Below are 16,127 nucleotides of genomic sequence, written 5' to 3'. Positions count from 1 at the left end.
CCCGACTCGTTACTGGTCGTCGAGCGTGCGCCCGACCGAACATGTGAGTTCGCCTGCAGTCTGACCGGTGGCCCGATCTGACAGAACCACGCCGCCGGCGGGGTCAGCGGCCGGGTCAACCGGCGCACCGTCGGTTGGTGCCGCAGGATCGACAGCCGGGGCATCCGCAGCCGGCGCGTCGGCGGCAGGAGCCGGGGCGTTCGGATCGAGGGTTGCTCCACGACCCATCGCCCCGCTGAGCTTCAGGGGCTGGTCGGCGGCGATGGCCGCGAACATGTCGTCGAAGTCGGGCTGCGAAGGAACAACGCCACCCTCGGTGCCGCCGGTGGGCACCTGCACGAAGACGATGTCCTCGAGCGGGATGTCCTTCATCGCCATCGCGATGGAGGCGATGGTTCCGACGTCGTTCAGGCTTGCCGAGAGCGTCATGTTGCCGGTGGCGGCCTTGGCCAGCGAATAGACCTTGAGCGGGTCGGACAGGGTGTCGGCGCTCTTCACCGTGCGCACGAGCGACGACAGGAACACCTGCTGGTTGTTGATGCGCGTCAGGTCGCTGCCATCGCCGATGCCGTGCCGGGTGCGCAAGAACTGGAGCGCGTCGACGCCCTGCAGCTCGTGCATGCCGGGGTCGAGGAAGACGCCGGTGTATTCGTCTTCGATGCGCTCGGCCACACAGACCGGAACGCCGCCGACGGCGGTGGACAGCGCCATCACACCACTGAACTGCACCTCGGCCGCGAACGGGATGCTCAGCCCGGTGAGCGCCTCAACCGTGAGCACGGTGCAGGCCATGCCGCCGTAGCTGAGCGTGGTGTTGATCTTCTGTCGGCTCATCGCATCCGAGGTGTCGCCGTCGGGCAACGGGCACTCCGGAATGGGAACGAACATGTCGCGCGGAAAGCTGATGACCGAGGCGTTCTTGTGATCCTGCGAGATGTGCAGCAGCATCGTCACGTCGTTGAGGTCGCCGGTCTCATCTTCGCCGCCGAATGCCGGGTCTTGGCCGGCCCGGCTGTCGCTGCCGATGAGCAGCAGATTGACGCCGCCCTCAATGGAGGCGATCTGCGGAATGGTGCCGAGTTCTTTTTCGTTGGCCAGGTGAACGCTGGGCTTGACGCTGTTGGCAACGTCGAGCGCGGCGATTGCCGCAACGGATGCCCCACTCACGAGCAGCACGGCGAGCGCTGCAGAGGTGAACTTGGCCAGGGTGCCGAAGGGGTTGGACTTCTTCAGTCGGCCGTGCCGAATGGCGGTGAGCGGCTGCGCTCGATTGGATCGCGGGCGCAGTTGGTCGCTCACTCAGGTCCTTTCATCGGATGTGGGCCCTGACACGTCATAGTGCGGAGGGCGTGGGATTCGAACCCACGAGACATTTCTGCCCACCAGTTTTCAAGACTGGCTCCATCGGCCGCTCGGACAGCCCTCCAGTTCGCGAACGAACAAGCAACGATCCTATCCGATGACAGCCTCATCAGACTGACAGGACATCCTGTAAACATGCTGGACGAGCCCGCTCGGCCCCCGCGGCGCCTACTGATCACTGAGCGAGCGCCCCACCGTACAGGTGCGATCCGCCGCAGTTTGCCCGGTGATGCTCGGCGGGAGAACCACGGCCGGAGCCGTCGGCGGAGCGGCCGGAGCCGCTGACGTCGGCGTGCCGGTGGGCGCGATCGTGTCCGGCGATGACGGTGCCGGGGATGCGATGGGCGCCGGCGACGCTGGCGGCACCTGCTCGCTGGCCGGCCCCAGCTGGCCGCCCAACTGGATGGGTTGGTCGGCGGCGAGCGCCGCGAACAGGGCTGCCGCGTCATCGGTGCGCCCCATGAGCCCATCGGGCATTTCATCGACCGGGTATTGCACGAACACCATCTGCTCGAGGGTGACGTCTTGCAGCGCCTTCGCGATGGACACCATCGAGTCAAGGCTTTGCAGACTGGTGGAGAGACGCATATTGCTGGCCGCCGCCTTGGCCAGGCTGTAGAGCGTCAGCGGGTTATTCAGGGTCCCCTCGCTGGTGATGGTGCGCATCAGCGAGGCCAGGAACGCCTGCTGGTTGCCGATTCGAGCCAGGTCGCTGCCGGTCGAGAGACCGTGGCGGGTGCGCAGAAACTGTAGGGCGTCCCAGCCCGAGAGCACGTGTTCTCCTGCCGTCAGGAACGTGCCCGTGTACTCATCCTGGATCGGCTCGGCCACACAGACCGGCACTCCCCCGACAGCGTTCGACATCTCGATCACGCCGTTGAATTCGATCTCCGCCGCAAACGGGATCGTGAGCCCGCTGAGCTGCTGCACCACCGCGACCGTGCAGCCCAACCCGCCGTAGGAAAGCGCAGCGTTCAATTTGTCGGTGAAGCCGCCGTCGGTACCCGGCGCGCTTTCGTCGGGCGATGCCGAGCAGGCCGGTATGTCGACCTGCAGGTCACGCGGAAAGCTGATGACGGTGGCCGCGGTGTGATCCTGTGAAATGTGCAGCAACACCGTCACGTCGCCCAGGTGCTCACCACGCGGGCCGAACCGTGGGTCACCCTGGCCGCTGTCGCTGCCGACGAGCAGCAGGTTGACCCCGCCCTCGATCGCCCCGATCTCCGGAACGGGGCCGTTGGAGTCGGCCGGCAGCGCGACGGGTGCCTTGAGGCTGGATGTCACGTCGCCGATGGCAATTCCGGTCACCGTCGCCGCACTCACCAGCACGACGGCGACCGCCACGGCAAAACCCTTGAGCAGGGTGATCGACACCGGTTGCACGGGCAATCGGCCGTGCCGGGCGATCGGCGCGGGAGCCGGCGGCGCGAGGCGGGCGTCGCCGCGCGGTCCAGGCGGATCTGCCGCTGATCTGGTGATCATGCGGAGACCCTACACCGCGGTGCTGCTGTCGCTCTGAGGCTTTGAGAACGCTCAGAGTGGTGGTGTGCCTAGAGCGTGGCGAGCACGTGCGCCAGGCCGTCGCCCTGCACCGAAGCCGTGGTTTCGGTGGCAACGGCGATCACGTCGTCGGGTGATTGACCCATGGCCACGCCGCGGCCTTCGTGGCCGGCCCAGAGCAGCATGTCAATGTCATTGCGGCCGTCACCGACGGCGAGAATGCGGCTGCGCGGGATGTCGAGCTCGGTGCGCACGCGCTCCAACGCTGTGGATTTGTTCACGCCGTCTGGGGCGATGTCGAGCCACGCGGTCCAGCCGATGGCATAGCTGACACGGTGCAGACCCATCCGATCGACGACGGCGAGAAACTCTTCCATCTGGTGGTCGGGCGAGATCACGACGACGCGGGTTGCCGGGTACGCCAGCAGCTCGTCGAAGTCGACGCGTTCGCTGTCGTCACCGATGGTGTCGTCGGGAAAGACCTCGGTGAAGCGGTAGTGACCCTGCTCGTCTTCGACGGCGAAGCGGGCGTTGTCGAGGTGGGAGCGCATGGTGGTGAGCACGTCGGACGGGTCGAAGGATTCGATCCATTCGCGGCGGTATCCCGACGGCTCGGATGGATCGTGCGCCAGCGTGACAGCCCCATTCGAGCAGACGAGGAAGCGCGGCGTGATGCCGAGGCGGGTGAGCACCGGCAGGGTCGCGGCGGCCGAGCGGCCGGTGGCCAGCATGACCTCGTGCCCGGCCCGGTCGAGGCGGTCGACCTCGGCGAGCACAGCGTCGCTGATCGTGCCGTCTTCGTGCATGGTCGTGCCATCAATGTCGAGGGCGACGAGCCACGGGGTGTCGGCCGGGTCGGGGGCGCCCACGAGCTCGGTCGAGCGGCTGGAGTCGGTCACCGGATCGGCTCGATCACTTCGAGGCCGCGGAGGTAGGGGCGGAGCGCCTCGGGAACGCGCACCGAGCCATCCGCCTGCTGGTGCGTCTCGAGCAGGGCGACGATCCAACGCGTGGTGGCCAGGGTGCCGTTCAGCGTCGCGACGGGCGTGGTCTTGCCCGACTCGGTGCGGTAACGGATGTCGAGACGGCGCGACTGGTAGGTGGTGCAGTTGCTCGTGCTGGTGAGCTCACGGTAGGCACCCTGCGTGGGAACCCACGCCTCGATGTCGAACTTGCGGGCGGCGCTGGAGCCGAGGTCGCCGGCGGCGACGTCGATCACGCGGTAGCTCAGGCCGAGCGACTGCAGCATGCCCTCCTGCATCGCGACGAGGCGGTCGTGCTCAGCCTCGGCGTTCTCAGGCAGCACGTAGGCGAACATCTCAAGTTTGTTGAACTGGTGCACCCGGATGATGCCCCGGGTGTCTTTTCCGCCGGAGCCGGCTTCGCGGCGGTAGCAGGTCGACCAGCCGGCGTAGCGGAGCGGTTCGACCGAGAGGTCGAGGATCTCGTCGGCGTGGTAGCCGGCAAGCGCGACCTCGCTGGTGCCGGTCAGGTAGAGGTCGTCGGCGGGGAGGTAATAGATCTCGTCGGCGTGCTCGCCGAGGAAGCCGGTGCCGTCCATGATCTCGGGGCGCACGAGCGTCGGCGTGATCAGCGGCGTGAAGCCGGCGTCGAGGGCGCGGTCGAGGGCCATGTTCATCAGGGCGATCTCGAGGCGGGCGCCGATGCCCTTCAAGAAGTAGAAGCGCGAGCCCGACACCTTGGCGCCGCGGCTCATGTCGATCGCGCCGAGCAGCTCGCCGAGCTCGAGGTGGTCGCGCGCCTCGAAGTCGAATTCGGGGGTCGTGCCGTGCGTGCGCAGGGTGATGAAGTTGTCTTCGCCGCCGGCCGGAACGCCGTCGATGATGGGGTTCGCGATCGTGCGCACGATCTGGTGGAAGCGAGCCTCGGCATCCGTCGCGATGGCGCTGGCAGCCTTGACCCGGGCAGCGAGCTCCTGGGCCTGGGCGACGAGGGCCTTCTTCTCGTCTTTGGGCGCGGCGGCGACGAGCTTGCCGAACTGGTTCTGCTCGGCGCGCAGGGCTTCGAACTCCGCGATCGTCGTGCGACGTTCGGCGTCGGCGGCGAGCGCCTGGTCGACGGCCTCCACGGAGGCGCCACGGGCCTCCTGTGAACGCTTGAGGAGGTCAGGATTTTCGCGAAGCAGCACCGGATCAATCACGCTGGCCAGTCTACAAGCGCCAGCCGGGGCAACCCGATAGCCTGGCTGGGTGGCTGCCCCCGGCGTGACCGACCCTCATCGCCAGGCGTCTGTCGTCGCTCAGCATGCGGCGGTCATCTACAACCCGATCAAAGTCGACCTGAAGAAGCTGCGCGCGAGTGTGAATGCGGCCGCGCAGTCGGCCGGCTGGGCCGATACCCTCTGGTTTCCGACGAGCGAGAAGGATGCCGGCCAGCAGGCCACCCGTCGCGCGATACGACAGGGCATCGCGATGGTGATCGCGGCGGGCGGCGATGGCACGGTGCGCGCCGTGGCCGAAACCCTGCGCGACTCGGAGATTCCGCTGGCGATCGTGCCGTCGGGCACCGGAAACTTGCTGGCCCGCAACCTGCAGCTGCCGCTCGGCAGCATCGACGACGCGGCGGCGATCGCGTTCGGCGGCGAGGACCGGGCGATCGACCTCGGCGTGGCCAGCGTGACCGGGGTGACCGGCGACACCGACGACCATGTGTTCTTGGTGATGGCCGGCCTCGGCCTCGACGCCGAGATGATTGCGGCGACCCGCCCCGATCTCAAGAAGCAGGTGGGCTGGCTGGCCTACATCGACGCCGGCATGCGGGTGATTCCGAAGGCCGTGCCGTTTCGCATCCGCTACAGCGTGGCCGGGCGGGCCGACCGCTCGGCGCACATCAGCACGATCCTGATCGCCAATTGCGGCACATTGCCCGGCAACCTGCAATTTCTTCCCGAAGCGCAGGTCGACGACGGGATTCTGGACATTGCCATGCTGCAACCGAAGGGCCTCTTCGGCTGGCTGAAGATCTGGCGCCGGGTCAGTTGGGAGAACGGTGTGCTGCGCCGCTCGAAGACCGGCCGCAAGCTGATCGAGGCGACCGAGGAGAACAACGAACGTACGATGATGACGCTGCAGTCGGCGGACATCCGGATCACCGTGGACAACCCGCAGCCGTTCGAGATCGACGGCGACGAGTTCGGGTCGGTGCGGGCGCTGTTCGTGCGGGCCGATCCGCGGGCGTTGATCGTGAAGGTGCCGGCGGCATCCTCATAACGTCGTAGCCCGTTGACGGGGCTACCTGGCCGTGAGGGGTCGCAGATCGACCTTCGTCGGCCGGTTCAAGGTCGATGTGCGACCCCTCACGCTGCACGCGGTGAGGGTTCGATGGTCAGGATGCCGCGCGACGCTCGCGCTGCCACCGAATTGCGCGTTCAAAGACGAGGCCGACGAGCACGAGCATTCCCGTCGAGGTCATCGACGGCGCGAGCGACCAGGTCAGCTGCTGCAGAATCAACTCGATGGGCGCCTCCCCCGAAATGCCGCTATAGCCGCGGTTCTGAGCAGCAATGGCTTGCCAGACCATCCACATTCCGCCGACGATCAGAGCGACTCCGATCACCCAGAGGGCGGTGAGGAACGGGTTGCGCGGTGGCCGCGAATCCGTCGCCCACCCGTCACCGTCGTCGTAATCATCATCCCGGCGATTACTTTCGCCGAACCGTGTCAAATGACCACTTTCCGGGTCGGAAATCGGTGATTTGGCACGGTTCGGCGGCGGGGCGACGGGTTGCGAGGAAACGGGTGAGGTGGATGGTACTGGTGAGGTGGGTGAGGCGGATGCGACGGGAGTGACGGACGCGACGTGAGGCGCGGCATCCGCTCGCGTGGATGCATCGGCACGAGAAGTCGCATCGGCACGAGGTCGCATCCGCACGAGAACGCTTCCCACCAGAGGAACGAGCAGCGGAGTGCTCACCCGGCCGAAAGCCGCGCTGAAACATGGGGTCGTGCCGCGGATCGAACCGCGGCTGACCGTCTGCGTCAGCGCCGGAGGTCATGCCGGTTCCTGCCCGATGATCCCGCGCAGCCAATCGCGGGCCTCAATGAAGATTCCATCGTCGTAGCGATCGGTGAACTCGATCGTGCGTTTGTCGGCACGGGGGTAGGAGCCGAGAAATGTCACGTTGGGGCTGAACCGGCGCAGGCCGAGCAGCGCGTCGGCCATCCGTTCGTCGAGAATGTGGCCATCCGCGTCGATGACGAACCGGTAGCGCCCGAGCTCGTCGCCGATCGGCCGGGACTGGATCAGGCTCAAGTTGACCCCCCGGGTGGCGAACTGCTCGAGCATCTCGAGCAGGGCGCCCGAGTGATCCTCCGGCAACTCGACGAGCAGGCTCGTCTTGTCGGCGCCGGTCGGAGCCGGAAGCTCGCTGGTGCTCGCAACGAGCACGAAACGGGTGACGGCGTTGGGGTTGTCGCCGATATTCGTGGCGAGAACGGCCAGATCGTGGTGCTTGACGATTCCGGGCGGCGCGATCGCGGCATCCGCGTGACCATTCTCGAGCAGCGCGGCGGCGGCCGCGACATTGCTCGACGCGGGAATGTGGCCGTGTCCGGGCACTGCTTTTTCGAGCCAGGCGCGGCACTGGGCGTAGGCGACCGGATGCGCGTTGACGGTGTGCACCTCGGCGAGTGTCGTTCCGTGGCGCGCGACCAGGTCGAAGCTGACCGGCACGAGGTATTCGCCGATGATGCGGAGGTTCGGAACGTTGGCGAGGGCATCCTGGGTGGCGGTCACCCCTCCGTCGACGGAATTCTCGATGGCGATCATCGCCGCGACGCTGCGCCCGGCGACGACGTCGGCCAGTGCCTCGCCCACGTTGCTGACCGCGCGCCAGGTCTTGCCTGCTGCCTCGGGCACCTGGGCCAATGCCGCCTCAGTAAACGTGCCGGCCGGTCCGAGGAAGCTGTAGCTGTCGGGGGCAGGTGAGGTCTCTGGCATGGCTGCAAGCCTAGTTGGAGTGCCGCCTCGAAGCCGGGAGCGCGCGCCTGGTCAAGTCCCCGGACACGAGCGGCGTTTGGTCTGGTGAAATGCAAGGCGGAAGAGGAGGTCGTACCGGGGTTGTACGGCCGACGATGACAACGCACCAGTTCGCCCGACCAGGCGACGCGAAGCGGTGCCAGACTGGGGGCATGAGTGAGCGCGCAGGAACCCCGGCCCAGGAATCAGATCTGATCGACGTCACCGCTTTGGTTGCCGCCTACTACGCGTTGAAACCGGATGTCGCCATCCCCGCCCAACGCGTGGCCTTCGGCACGTCGGGGCACCGGGGTAGTTCGCTGAACACCGCATTCAACGAGAATCACATCGCCGCGACGACGCAGGCCATCGTCGAGTACCGGGCGGAGCAGGGCATCACCGGCCCGCTCTTCATCGGTGCGGACACCCACGCGTTGAGCGCGCCGGCGTACACGACAGCGCTCGAAGTGCTCGTCGCCAACAATGTGCGGGTTCTCGTCGACGAGTTCGACGACTACGTGCCGACGCCGGCCCTGTCGCACGCGATCCTCGCCTACAACCGTGCCGGTCACGGCGATGAAGCCGACGGCATCGTCGTCACGCCGAGCCACAACCCGCCGATGGACGGCGGTTTCAAGTACAACCCGCCGCACGGCGGCCCGGCCGACGGCGACGCGACCAGCTGGATCGCCGCCCGCGCCAACGACCTCATCGCCCACGGCATGCGTGACGTGAAAATGAGCGAGCCGAGCGCCGTCGAGGCCTACGACTTTCGGGGCGCCTACGTTGACGACCTCGAGAACATCATCGATATGAAGGCGATCCAGTCCAGCGGCATCCGCATCGGGGCCGATCCGCTCGGCGGCGCCAGCGTGGGCTACTGGGGCGCGATTCGCGACCGCTATGAGCTCAACCTGACCGTGGTGAACCCGAAGGTCGACGCGACCTGGCGGTTCATGACGCTCGACTGGGACGGAAAGATCCGGATGGATCCGTCGAGCCCGTCGGCCATGGCATCCGTTCTGGCGCACCAGCACGACTACGACATCCTGACCGGCAACGACGCCGACGCCGACCGCCACGGCATCGTCACCCCCGACGCCGGGCTGATGAACCCCAATCACTTCTTGGCCGTCGCGATCGACTACCTGTACAGCCACCGCGAGCAGTGGCCGGCGGATGCCGAGATCGGAAAGACGCTCGTCTCCTCGAGCATGATCGACCGGGTCGCCGCGGCGCTCGGGCGGCCGCTCTGGGAGGTTCCGGTCGGCTTCAAATGGTTCGTGCCCGGCCTGCTCGACGGCTCGGTCGCGTTCGGCGGCGAAGAGAGCGCGGGCGCCAGCTTCGTGCGCTTCGACGGATCGGTCTGGACCACCGACAAAGACGGCATCCTGCTCGCGCTGCTCGCCGCCGAGATTCTCGCTGTCACCGGCAAGACCCCCAGCCAGCGGTACGCGGAGTTGGCCGAGCAGTTCGGCGCGCCGGCCTACGCCCGCGTGGATGCCGCGGCGACGCCCGCGCAGAAGGCTGCGCTGGGCAAGCTCAGCGGCAGCGATGTCGCGGCCACCACGCTCGCCGGTGAGGAGATCATCGCAAAGCTCAGCCACTCCCCCGGAAACGGTGCGGCAATCGGAGGCCTCAAGGTCGTCACGGAGAACGCCTGGTTCGCCGCGCGCCCGAGCGGAACCGAAGACGTCTACAAGATCTACGCCGAGTCGTTCAAGGGTGCAGAGCACCTGGCCGAGGTGCAGCGCGAGGCCAAGGCGATCGTCGACGCGGCGATCGCGTAGCCGGACCTATCCGTACCGGTGATCGAGGAGCGCGCGAGCTTGCGAGCACGTGTCTCGAGATCTGGCGAGGCGACGCTCAAACGCGACCCAGGTTCAGAGATCGGATCGCGTGATCTCGAGACACGGCCGACTCCGTCGGGCGCTCCTCGATCAACGAAATGGCGACCGACGGCTACGGAATGCTCCAGTAGTAGACCGAGGCCCCCGGGTGATTCGTCGTGATCGCCCAGTCCACCGAACGATAGTCCGTGTCGTCGGTGTGCCCCGCGTAGTAGATCTTGATGTTGTCGCCCGTGCCTTCGATGCGGGTGACAACGGCGGTGTGGTCGCGGTCGCCCGAGTTGTCCCAATCGAACTGCGCGATGTCGCCGAGCTTGACCTGATCGCGCTCGGAGTCACTCAGCGCGGTCGCCCGCCCGCTCTCCTCGAGATAGTCCCTGAACGCCGTCGAGCTCACCCAGGCTGAGGAGAAATCGAAATCGTCGCCGGTTCCCTCTGTCCACCAGTCGTCGTCCATCGTCCAGCCCCGCACGATCAGCGATTGGCTGGCGAAGTCGACACAGTCGTTGTCGGGGACCACGCCGTATTCGGCGGTGTTGTAGTGCTTCCAGTGCTTGAGCACGTAGGCCAACTGGGCCTCAACCGCTGCATCCTGGGGCTGCGCGTCGCTCGCGCTGCCGCCGGAGGATCCCGGGGCGCCTGAACCGCTCTGTCCGCCGCCACCCAGGCCGAAGTAGTCCGCGCCATCCGCGAATTGCATCGCAAAAACGGCGCCGCCGACGACAAGACCGCCGATCAGAACTGCGGTGATGCCTCGGCGGGCGGTCCGGGAAAACGCCACGATCTTCTCAATTCGTCGGGTACGAGTTGGGGAAAGCTATTCTTTCAGGTGCTCGGTCCCATGCTGCACATGGATCCTGAACGCTGACCCCCAAACGGGTGTGGTTCCAGGTTACGCGACGCTCCAGTACGAGACGGATCCGCCGGTGCCCGACACCGACTCATCGACCGACTTGAAGTCGGTGTCATTGGTGTGGCCGCCGTAGAAGATCTGCGTGCCAGACGCCGTCTTGTCGACGCGCGTGACGATTGCGGTGTGGTCGCGGTCACCTGAGTTGTCCCAGTCGAACTGCGCGATGTCGCCGACCTTCACCTGGTCGCGCTGGGCGTCGCTCAGTGGCGTGGCGCGCTCGGGGTGGTTGCTGAGGTAGTTGGCGAAGGCGGTCGAACTTGACCAGGCTGCGCTGTATCCGCCGCTGGTGCCGTTGTACGACCACTCGGAATCCATGGTCCAGCCGCGCGCGATGAGCGACTGGCTGGTGAAATTCACGCAGTCGTTTCCTGCGATTGAGCCGTACTGCAGCGTGTTGTAGTTCTGCCAGTGGGCCAGCACGTAGTCGGTCTGTGCCGCGATTGCGGCAGCCTGGGCTGCGGCGGCAGCTTCGGCAGCGGCCTGGGCGGCAGCGGCAGCCTGGGCGGCGGCGGCAAGCTGCGGGTCGGGAATGTAGTTGAAGGTAAGCGGAGCGGCCGCTGCGACGCGAAGCGCCGGAGTCAGCGACGACGGCGAAGCGAGCGATGCCGCCGGGGCCGCTGCCGCTGCCGCTGGGGCCGAGTCGGCCGCGGCAGTCGCATCGGTCTTGGCCAGCGACGTGTCGTCGACCTTCACCGCTTTGCCCGCAATGTCGAAGAGCTCAACGGCGACGGTGCCGGTCGCGAGGTCTTTCGCCGGCGGGGTGGTGATCGTCACGGTGTCGGTGGTGGCCGAGGTGACGGCTCCGGGGGTGCCGCCGAAGCTGACGGCGGCCACCTTGCTCAGGTCTTCGCCGGTGACGGTGACGACGGTTCCGCCGGTCACGGGTCCGGCCGACGCTCCGTCGGAGGCGATGATGCTGCTGCGCACGATGGGGTCTGGTCCGGCGACGGGCCGGTCGATGGCGGCGACCGCCCTGACGGCCGAGTCATCGGCGGATGCGCCGATGGCGCCGGCTCCGGTGGCGACGCTCAAGGAGATGGCGATCGCGGTGCAACCGGCGACGACGCTGGCGCCGAGCACGAGTCGGCGATCATTCTGCAGCGATTCAGCGCGGTGCTTGCCGCGACTGGGGGTGAGGTTTTCAAGGACATGACGAGTAACTCTGGTGAAGGCGGGGCGCACACAATCGTTTCTGATCAGGAAAGGGGGACTTTCCAGAGAAACACTCATCTTTGGCAAGGTGCTGTGCAAAGCATCCATATCCCATGCGAACGCATGGTCTGCCGACGCCGTTTGAGTGGGTGGTGAGCGGATGCCGCGTGCGGGCAGATCCGTGCCCTCAGGGCGATCGGCGGCCCTGCGCCCACACCTCGACGTCAGCGGCGCGGAAACCGGGCGCGCAACCCAAAAAAGACGACCGGAACGAGCACCAACGCCGCAAAGCCGTTGACGGCGGTGAAACCGCCCCAGCCGAGAAGCAGGCCTGACGCGGCGGCAGCAATGGCGGCACCGAGGTTCATCGCGGCATCCGTCGCCCCCTGCAGCGGCACCCGAATGCGCTGTTCGACGGTGCGGGTCAGCAACGTCGAACCGCCGATCATGCCGGCCGACCAGCCGAGCCCGAGCAGACCGAGGGCGATCGGCAGGCCGATCATGTCGTCAGGGGCAAGAACCGCACCGAGGGCGAGAGCTGCCGCGAACACGATCACGCCGACAAAGATCACCCGGCTCGGCCCGATACGGTCGGCGAGCCAGCCCATCAGCGGGCTCGCGCCATACATGCCCAGAATGTGCACGCTCAGCACGAGGCCGACGAGACCGAGCGAGAGGCCCTGGTGGTGCATGTGCACCGGGGTCATCACCATCACACCGACCATGATCGTTTGCGAGCAGACGATCGCGACCATCGCGAACACGGCTTTCGGCTGGCCGAGGGCGCTGCGGAGCGCCGCGCGCAGGCCGAGGGCGGCGACCGGTGCCGCATCCCCGGCAAGTTGGCCGGCCGGTGGGGTGCGCAGCAAGAAAGCGGCCAGCAGCGTCGACAGGGCGAACGCCGCCCCGGAGAAGAGGTAGGGGCCGGCGAGCGGCTCGATTCCGAGGTTTCGCCCGAGGTCGCTGCCGAGCTGCGAGAGGTTCGGCCCGGCCACCGAGCCGAGCGTCGTCGCCCAGAGCACAATGGACATCGACCGGGCCTCATACCCCCTCGACGCCACCTCGGTTGCGGCGAAGCGCGACTGCAAACCGGCCGCGCTGGCGGCGCCGAATGCGGCGAGCCCGATGAACAGCACCACGATGCTGCCGGATGCCGACGCCGCGAAAATGAGGAGGGTTCCGACCAATGCCAGGCCGTAGCCGACCGCAAGCGCCACGTGCCGGCCGGCCCGGGTGGCGAGCCTGGCCAGCGGAATCGCGACGAGCGCGGCACCCAAGACGCTGGAGGTTTGCGCGAATCCGGCCATGGTCACGGTGCCGGTGAGTTGCTCGGCGAGCAGGCCGCCGACCGCGATGCCTGACGCGACGCCCACCCCGGCCAGCAGCTGATTCACGATCAACAGGGCCAGCGGCATCCACCCGGTGCGTCGGGAGAGGCGCCGGCGCACGGCGGCCACGGCGAGCGGGGCGGCCGGCTCAGCCATAGTTCGGGGCTGCGGGAAGGCCGAAGAATTCCTCAAGCGTGGTCACGCCCGTGCGGTGCATTTCGGTGGAGAGCTCAACTCCGACATAGCGAAAGTGCCACGGCTCGAACGCGTACCCGGTGACCGCGACCTTGTCGGCGGGGTAGCGCAGAATGAAACCGAACCGCCAGGCGTTGGCGGCCATCCACTGACCCTCAGGAGTGTCGGCGAAACAGGTGTTGAGCGAGCAATTTCCGGAATCAGCGCCGATGTCGATGGTGAGTCCGGTTTGGTGTTCGCTCGTGCCGGGGCGAGCGGTGCTCGTGTCGGCGAAAGCCTGGCCGTTGTCGGCCACATCGTTGCCGTAGACCCGCACCTGCGTCTCATAGCTGCGGTAGGCGCTGTTCGAAGCGAGGGTCAGGCCGGTTTCGGCGGATGCTGCGGCGAACATCGAGACGACGGCGTTCGACGCCTCCTGGCGAAGCTCCGGCGCATTGGTGTGCGGCACGGGAACGGCGACGAGGTCGGGCGGAACGAAGTCAACCGGGTTCAGTGGCCGGAGCTTGTTCACGACGACCCAGATGCTCGCCGGGTCATCGATGGAGAACTTCGCGCGGTTGAACGTCGGCACCGGCACCGGGGCGGCGGTCTGCGCCGGCACCGGCCGCGCAGTGAAGGTCGGAACCGGCGTCTGAGTCGGTGTCGGCGTGTCGGTGACGACCGGCGACGGCATCGCGGCGTTGGGACTCGACGCGCGTCCGGAGACTGCACCGGCCCCCAGAGCCAGCACGGAGAGCACCACGCCGGCGACAACGATCAGTACGAATCGCCTCCGGCGCACCTGCTGCGAATCCCGCGTGCGCGGACGATCTTCTGACACCTCTTGAGTTTAGCCGCGACCGCTAACCCCCGATTCGCGGGTCGCGAGATTTTTCTTGCTGCGGCGAATGCCACGGAGTAACTTTGCTCGCGATGACGCCTTCGGACCCCTCCGCAGTGCCTCCCCCCGATCCGACGAACGCGGCGATCCCGGGTTCATCAGCCGCGTCATCCGGCGCAGGTGGGTCGGGCGCCAGCGCATCCGGTGCCTCCGGCCCGTCCGGCATCGATGCCCCGTCAGCGTCGAACCCGCTGATGACGCACCGGCAGATTCTGTTCGTGATCTTCGGCCTCATGGCCGGCATGTTTCTTTCGGCGCTCGATCAGACGGTGGTCGGCACCTCGATGCGCACCATCGCCGACGATCTCGACGGCCTCGCCCTGCAAGCCTGGGTGACCACCGCCTACCTGATCGTCTCGACGATCAGCACCCCGATCTACGGCAAGCTGAGCGACATTTTCGGGCGGCGGCCGCTGTTCATCATCGCGATCTCGATCTTCATGATCGGATCGCTTTTGTCGGGACTGGCCACCTCGATGTACGGCTTGGCGATCGCCCGAGCGGTGCAAGGTCTCGGCGCCGGCGGACTAATGGCCCTGCCCTTGACGATCATGGGCGACATCCTCGCCCCGCGCGAACGAGCGAAATACCAAGGCTATTTCTTGGCCGTCTTCGGAATCTCGAGCGTCATCGGCCCCTTGCTCGGCGGGCTTCTCGCCGGCACCCCCGAGATTCTCGGCATCACCGGCTGGCGCTGGGTCTTCTTGATCAATATCCCCATCGGCCTGGTCGCCCTCGCCATTGTGCTGCGCTTTCTGCACATCCCGCACTTCAAGCGGCCGGCCCGCATCGACTGGTGGGGCGCGGCGACGGTCATCATCGCGACGGTCCCCCTGCTGCTCGTGGCCGAGCAAGGGCGCATCTGGGGCTGGGGATCCGTGTCGGCCTGGGCCTGCTACCTGGTCGGCGCGCTCGGCACTATCGCCTTCATCCTGATCGAGAAGGTGATGGGCGACGACGCGCTCATTCCGCTCAAACTGTTCAGATCGGCGACATTCTCGATGGCCACCGTCCTCGGCGTGCTCGTCGGATTCGGCATGTTCGGCGCACTGATGACCCTCCCGCTCTACCTGCAGCTGGTCAACGGCGCGACCCCGACCGAGAGCGGCTTTCTCATGCTGCCGCTCATCCTCGGCCTGATGATCGCGTCGATCGCGAGCGGCCAACTCATCGCCCGCACCGGCAAGTACCGCATCTTCCCGATCCTCGGCACCTTCTTCATGTCGGCCGGCTTCTTCTGGTTCACCTTCGCCACCGCCGACAAGCCCGTCACGTTCATGATGGTCGGGATGCTGCTGGTCGGCCTCGGTCTCGGCCAGCTGATGCAGACACTCACGATCGCCAGCCAGAACTCGGTCGGCGCCCGCGACATCGGGGTGGCGACCTCCTCGGCCACCTTCTTCCGGCAAATCGGCGGCACGCTGGGCACCGCTGTGCTGTTCTCGGTGCTGTTCACGCGCATCCCGATCGACCTGACCGCGATTTTCAGCGACCCCGCCACGATCACCGCCCTGAAGACCGCCGCAGCTGACCCGGCCGTGCAGTCCAACCCGGCCAATGAGCAGATTCTGAAGCTGCTGCAAGACCCGAGCGCTCTCGCCGGAGCACTCGACGGGGATACCTCGTTTCTGAACACCTCTGACCCGCAGCTTGCCGCGCCGTTCCTCGACGCCTTCAACGAGGCGGCGGTCACGGTGTTCTGGGTCAGCTTCTTCGTGCTGGCCTTCGCGTTCGTGCTGAGCTTCTTCTTCAGGACTCCCCCGCTGCGCAAGACCTCGGCGCTGCAAGAGGTGGCCGACGAGAACGAACTGGCCCGGCAGGCGCAGTCCGCAGGCGACCGGATGGGTGCCCTGGTGGAGCCCGGGACGGGGTCGACGCCGGTTCAGGTGCCGTCGACGGCGGAGCCTCCGCCCGGCACCTCGGAGGGACCGCCTGAACCGTCGGGCTCGCCGCCGCCGCTGCCCGCCTGA

General features: G+C 67.0%; 13 protein-coding genes and 1 tRNA gene. 3 read left to right on the top strand and 11 right to left on the bottom strand.

Annotation, left to right across the window (positions count from 1 at the left end; translation table 11 throughout):
- Positions 1-9: 9 nt before the first annotated feature.
- From AB4Y63_RS02585 to serS, 5 genes are all read right to left on the bottom strand, one after another.
- The gene (locus tag AB4Y63_RS02585) at positions 10-1,299 is read right to left on the bottom strand and encodes an LCP family protein (RefSeq protein ID WP_441789476.1); all 1,290 of its coding nucleotides are present in this window, start codon (positions 1,297-1,299) and stop codon (positions 10-12) included.
- Between the two features lie 42 nt (positions 1,300-1,341).
- Positions 1,342-1,426 (bottom strand) — tRNA-Ser (locus AB4Y63_RS02580).
- Positions 1,427-1,530: 104 nt separating this feature from the next.
- Positions 1,531-2,844 carry an LCP family protein gene (locus tag AB4Y63_RS02575; RefSeq protein WP_441789475.1) on the bottom strand — a complete coding sequence of 438 codons (1,314 nt, stop codon included), beginning with the start codon at positions 2,842-2,844 and terminating at the stop codon, positions 1,531-1,533.
- Between the two features lie 68 nt (positions 2,845-2,912).
- Complete coding sequence (locus AB4Y63_RS02570; RefSeq protein ID WP_441789474.1) at positions 2,913-3,761, bottom strand: HAD family hydrolase; 849 nt, start codon at positions 3,759-3,761, stop codon at positions 2,913-2,915.
- Positions 3,758-5,023 carry a serine--tRNA ligase gene (gene serS, locus AB4Y63_RS02565; protein WP_441789473.1) on the bottom strand — a complete coding sequence of 422 codons (1,266 nt, stop codon included), beginning with the start codon at positions 5,021-5,023 and terminating at the stop codon, positions 3,758-3,760. Before serS ends, AB4Y63_RS02570 begins: the two co-directional genes overlap by 4 nt.
- Positions 5,024-5,072: 49 nt before the next feature.
- Between serS and AB4Y63_RS02560 the strand changes: the two genes are divergently transcribed.
- The gene (locus AB4Y63_RS02560) at positions 5,073-6,092 is read left to right on the top strand and encodes a diacylglycerol/lipid kinase family protein (RefSeq protein WP_441789472.1); all 1,020 of its coding nucleotides are present in this window, start codon (positions 5,073-5,075) and stop codon (positions 6,090-6,092) included.
- A gap of 115 nt (positions 6,093-6,207) precedes the next feature.
- On the opposite strand, the gene AB4Y63_RS02555 is transcribed toward AB4Y63_RS02560, so the two are convergent.
- Positions 6,208-6,546, bottom strand: a complete 339-nt coding sequence (locus AB4Y63_RS02555) for a hypothetical protein (protein WP_441789471.1) — start codon at positions 6,544-6,546, stop codon at positions 6,208-6,210.
- Between the two features lie 327 nt (positions 6,547-6,873).
- Entirely contained in the window at positions 6,874-7,821 is a 948-nt protein-coding gene (gene pheA / locus AB4Y63_RS02550) for a prephenate dehydratase (RefSeq protein WP_441789470.1), read from the bottom strand.
- A 191-nt stretch (positions 7,822-8,012) separates the two neighbouring features.
- On the opposite strand from pheA, the gene pgm reads away from it, so the two are divergent.
- On the top strand, positions 8,013-9,629 hold the full coding sequence (gene pgm, locus AB4Y63_RS02545) for a phosphoglucomutase (alpha-D-glucose-1,6-bisphosphate-dependent) (protein WP_441789469.1): 1,617 nt from the start codon (positions 8,013-8,015) through the stop codon (positions 9,627-9,629).
- Between the two features lie 172 nt (positions 9,630-9,801).
- Here the strand turns inward: pgm and AB4Y63_RS02540 are convergent, their stop codons facing one another.
- From AB4Y63_RS02540 to AB4Y63_RS02525, 4 genes are all read right to left on the bottom strand, one after another.
- On the bottom strand, positions 9,802-10,470 hold the full coding sequence (locus AB4Y63_RS02540; RefSeq protein WP_441789468.1) for an amidase domain-containing protein: 669 nt from the start codon (positions 10,468-10,470) through the stop codon (positions 9,802-9,804).
- 111 nt (positions 10,471-10,581) lie between these two features.
- Positions 10,582-11,784, bottom strand: a complete 1,203-nt coding sequence (locus tag AB4Y63_RS02535) for an amidase domain-containing protein (protein WP_441789467.1) — start codon at positions 11,782-11,784, stop codon at positions 10,582-10,584.
- A gap of 194 nt (positions 11,785-11,978) precedes the next feature.
- Entirely contained in the window at positions 11,979-13,238 is a 1,260-nt protein-coding gene (locus AB4Y63_RS02530) for an MFS transporter (RefSeq protein WP_441789466.1), read from the bottom strand.
- Positions 13,231-14,097: a M15 family metallopeptidase gene (locus AB4Y63_RS02525; RefSeq protein WP_441789465.1), complete on the bottom strand. Its 867-nt coding sequence runs from the start codon at positions 14,095-14,097 to the stop codon at positions 13,231-13,233. The genes AB4Y63_RS02530 and AB4Y63_RS02525 overlap by 8 nt, the downstream gene beginning before the upstream one ends.
- Before the next feature lie 254 nt (positions 14,098-14,351).
- On the opposite strand from AB4Y63_RS02525, the gene AB4Y63_RS02520 reads away from it, so the two are divergent.
- Entirely contained in the window at positions 14,352-16,127 is a 1,776-nt protein-coding gene (locus AB4Y63_RS02520) for an MDR family MFS transporter (protein ID WP_441789637.1), read from the top strand.

Origin of the sequence: Leifsonia sp. YAF41 (assembly GCF_052113185.1) — a bacterium.
Taxonomy (GTDB): Bacteria; Actinomycetota; Actinomycetes; order Actinomycetales; family Microbacteriaceae; genus Cryobacterium.
The sequence above is the reverse complement of the archived record's forward strand: the minus strand, read 5'-3'. Positions and strand labels throughout refer to the sequence as shown.

What these genes read in the sequence shown, in the direction of transcription:
- AB4Y63_RS02575 (WP_441789475.1), bottom strand. Translation starts at nt 2,844, where the DNA reads ATGATCACCAGATCAGCGGCAGATCCGCCTGGACCGCGCGGCGACGCC.
- pheA (WP_441789470.1), bottom strand. Translation starts at nt 7,821, where the DNA reads ATGCCAGAGACCTCACCTGCCCCCGACAGCTACAGCTTCCTCGGACCG.
- pgm (WP_441789469.1), top strand. Translation starts at nt 8,013, where the DNA reads ATGAGTGAGCGCGCAGGAACCCCGGCCCAGGAATCAGATCTGATCGAC.
- AB4Y63_RS02530 (WP_441789466.1), bottom strand. Translation starts at nt 13,238, where the DNA reads ATGGCTGAGCCGGCCGCCCCGCTCGCCGTGGCCGCCGTGCGCCGGCGC.
- AB4Y63_RS02520 (WP_441789637.1), top strand. Translation starts at nt 14,352, where the DNA reads ATGACGCACCGGCAGATTCTGTTCGTGATCTTCGGCCTCATGGCCGGC.